Origin of the sequence: Streptomyces sp. 13-12-16, assembly GCF_002114215.1 — a bacterium.
In the GTDB taxonomy this organism is placed as follows: domain Bacteria; phylum Actinomycetota; class Actinomycetes; order Streptomycetales; family Streptomycetaceae; genus Streptomyces.
Genome location: NZ_NCTE01000611.1, coordinates 1 through 3,194, shown reverse-complemented (window position 1 = coordinate 3,194; position 3,194 = coordinate 1). Strand labels below are relative to the sequence as shown.

Annotated in this window: 2 protein-coding genes and 1 pseudogene; 1 reads left to right on the top strand and 2 read right to left on the bottom strand. The window is 72.6% G+C overall.

Annotation, left to right across the window (positions count from 1 at the left end; genetic code table 11):
* The first annotated feature begins 53 nt into the window (after positions 1 to 53).
* Positions 54 to 986, top strand: coding sequence for a serine protease (locus B7767_RS24225; RefSeq protein ID WP_085574057.1), 933 nt, complete (start codon positions 54 to 56; stop codon positions 984 to 986).
* 20 nt (positions 987 to 1,006) lie between these two features.
* On the opposite strand, the gene B7767_RS24220 is transcribed toward B7767_RS24225, so the two are convergent.
* Together B7767_RS24220 and B7767_RS24215 are read right to left on the bottom strand one after the other, a co-directional pair.
* A complete protein-coding gene (locus B7767_RS24220) occupies positions 1,007 to 2,617 on the bottom strand; it encodes an amidohydrolase family protein (protein WP_085574056.1) in 1,611 nt (536 codons plus the stop codon).
* Positions 2,618 to 2,626: 9 nt separating this feature from the next.
* Positions 2,627 to 3,194 (bottom strand): annotated as a pseudogene (locus B7767_RS24215) (amino acid deaminase); the annotation flags it as partial.

Sequence of the window (3,194 nt, the reverse complement as noted above, 5' to 3'; positions counted from 1 at the left end):
ACGTGGGCAGCCCGGAGTTCTCCGGCCGCCCGACGCCGCAAGAGGGGACCCCCATGAGAAAACCTCTCGTCGTCGCGCTCTGCGCCCTGGCCTTCGCCGGGGCGGGCGCGACCCCCGCGGTCGCCGCCGCGCCAGCCCCCACGGGCGCGGACACGACCACGGACGCGGCCCCGACCACGCTGACGGATGTCGTCAACGGCGTGGTCGGGACCGCGGCGGACACCCTGTCCGGACTCACCGCGCCCCGGGAGGGCGCGGTGAACTTCGCCGGCACCGTCTCGCTCAGCAACTGCTCCGGCTCCGTCGTCCGCATGCCCGGCTCGGCGGACGACGACCCGGCGCTCGTGCTCACCAACGGCCACTGCCTGGAGAGCGGCTTCCCGGCCCCCGGACAGGTCCTCGTCGACCGGGCGTCCAGCCGCAGCTTCGGCCTGCTGAACTCCTCCGGCTCCAAGGTCGCCACCCTGCGCGCCGACCGGCTCGTCTACGCGACCATGACCGACACGGACGCCGCGATCTACCGGCTGAGCACGACGTACGCGCGGATCAAGAGCGCGTACGGCATCGACGCACTGACCCTGAGCGGCACCCGCCCGGCGGCCGGTACGTCCATCAGCGTGGTGTCCGGCTACTGGAAACGCATCTACAACTGCTCCGTCGACGGGTTCGCGTACCGGATGAAGGAGGGAGACTGGACCTGGAAGGACTCGGTCCGTTACACCTCCGCCTGCAACACCATCGGCGGCACCTCCGGCTCACCGGTCGTCGACGACGCCACCGGCAAGGTGGTCGCCGTCAACAACACCGGCAACGAGGACGGCGAGCGCTGCACGGTCAACAACCCGTGCGAGGTCGACGAGAACGGGCAGGTCACGGTCCGCCAGGGCATCAACTACGCCCAGCAGACCTACCTGTTCCCCGCCTGCTTCGGCACGGACAACAGGCTCGACCTGAACGCGAGCGGCTGCGTGGTGCCCAAGCCGTAGAGGGCCGGTGGGGCGGGCGGTCAGCGGGGGGTCCTGCGGACCGCCCGCCCCGCCAGCACGTCCGTGCGCCGCCCGTCCTCGATCACGAACCGCCCGTCGACCAGCACGTACGGGATGCCCGTCGGCAGCGTCCGCGGCTCGGCGAAGGTCGACCCCGCGGCCACCGTCCGCGGGTCGAGGAGCACCAGGTCCGCCTTGTACCCCTCGCGGACCAGCCCCCGGTCCGGCAGCCGCAGCCGCGCCGCCGGGCGCGACGTCAGGTGCGCGACGCACTCCTCCAGCGACAGCACGCCCAGCTCCCGTACGTAGTGCCCGAGGTAGTGCGGGAACGTGCCGTACGCGCGCGGGTGCGGCTTCGCACCCTGCAGGATGCCGTCCGAGCCGCCGGTGTGCACCCGGTGCCGCATGATCGCCCGTACGTTCTCCTCGTGGCCGACGTGCTGGAGGATCGTCGGAGCGAGCCTGTCCTTCAGCAGCAGCTCCCGCGCGACCACCCACGGCGACTCGCCGCGCACCCGCGCCGACTCCAGGACCGTACGGCCCACGTACTCGCCCAGCGCCGGGTCGCCGACGCCCGAGATCTCGATGGTCTCCCACTCCACCGGCACCCCGTGGCAGCCGTCCGAGCCGGTGACCTCCATGTGGTGCCGGATCCGCTCGGCGGTCCCGTCGTCCGCGAGCCGCCGCAGGATCTCCTCGGGCCCGCCCTCGCTCGCCCAACCGGGCAGCAGCGCCACGAGGGTGGTGCAGCCCGGGGTGTAGGGGTAGGTGTCGAGGGTGATGTCGGCGCCGGCGTCGAGCGCGTCGTCGAGGAGGGACAGCAGCTCGGGCGCCCGGCCCTTGTTCACGCCGAAGTTCATCGTGGCGTGCGCGAGGTGCAGCGGGCAGCCCGCCTCCCGTGTCAGCGCCACCATCTCCTCGTACGCCTGAAGCGCCCCGGCGCCGTAGGAGCGGTGGTGCGGGCAGTAGTAGCCGCCGTACGACGCCACCACCCGGCACAGCTCGGTCAGTTCGGCGTCCCCGGCGTACATGCCGGGCGTGTACGTCAGTCCCGACGACATGCCGACCGCGCCCTGCTCCATGCCCTCCGCGACCAATTGCCGCATCCGGTCCAGCTCTTCGGGCGTCGCCCGGCGGTCCTCCCAGCCGACGGCGAGCGCGCGGACCGTGCCCTGCGGGACCAGGTACGCGGCGTTGACCGCGATGCCCCCATCGAGCCGGTCCAGGTACTCGCCCACCGACCGCCAGTCGAAGTCGACGTCGTCGCCCGGGCCGTTCCACCCGGCGATCGCCCGGCGCACCTCGCCCAGCGTGCGGTCGTCGACCGGCGCGTACGACAGCCCGTCCTGGCCCAGCACTTCGAGGGTGACGCCCTGCGCCGCCTTGGCACTGTGGTCGGGGTCGCGCAGCAGCGCCAGATCGCTGTGGGCGTGCATGTCGATGAAGCCGGGCGCCAGCACCAGCCCCTCGGCGTCCAGTTCACGACGGGCCTTCGGGCGCTGACACCCCGCGTCCGCCGCCTCCTTCACGATCGAGACGATCCGGCCGCCGTCGACGACCACGTCCGCGCGGTACGAGTGGTCGCCGGAGCCGTCGACGACGTCCGCGTCCCGGATGACGAGCTCTTCCATGCCGGCCTCCTAGAAGAACGTGCGGACGTAGTCGACCACCGTGCCGTCCGCCTCCGCCACGGGGATGAGCACCCACTTGTCGAACGACGTGCACGGGTGGGACAGCCCGAGCCCCACCCAGTCTCCCACCTCCAGATCGGCCTCCCCGGTGGTACGCAGCCACGCGTGCTGGTCGGACAGCCCGGTCACCGAGATCCCGGTGGCCGGGCGCTCGCTCCCGTCCCGGCGGACCACCTGGGCGAACGGCAGGTCGAGGTCGTAGGCCGCGTCCCGCTTGCCCGCGTTGGTGAACGCCTGCTCGGCGGACGGCCGCGACACCACCTGCGTCCACAGCCGGAACGCCGGCTCCAGCGCGCCCTCCTCCGGGACCCGGTTGAAGGGGGTCAGCTTGCGGTAGTGGCCGTCGTCGTGCGAGACGTACGCCCCCGAGCGCAGCAGCTTCAGCACGGGCGCGGAGAGCTCGGGGACCTCGGCGAGGACGTCCGCCACCGCGTCGAACCAGGCGCTGCCGCCCGCGCTCACCACGATCTCGTCGACCCCCGCGAACCGCCCCGCCTTGTCGAAGTCCACGGCGAGC

What these genes read in the sequence shown, in the direction of transcription:
- B7767_RS24225 (WP_085574057.1), top strand. Translation starts at nt 54, where the DNA reads ATGAGAAAACCTCTCGTCGTCGCGCTCTGCGCCCTGGCCTTCGCCGGG.
- B7767_RS24220 (WP_085574056.1), bottom strand. Translation starts at nt 2,617, where the DNA reads ATGGAAGAGCTCGTCATCCGGGACGCGGACGTCGTCGACGGCTCCGGC.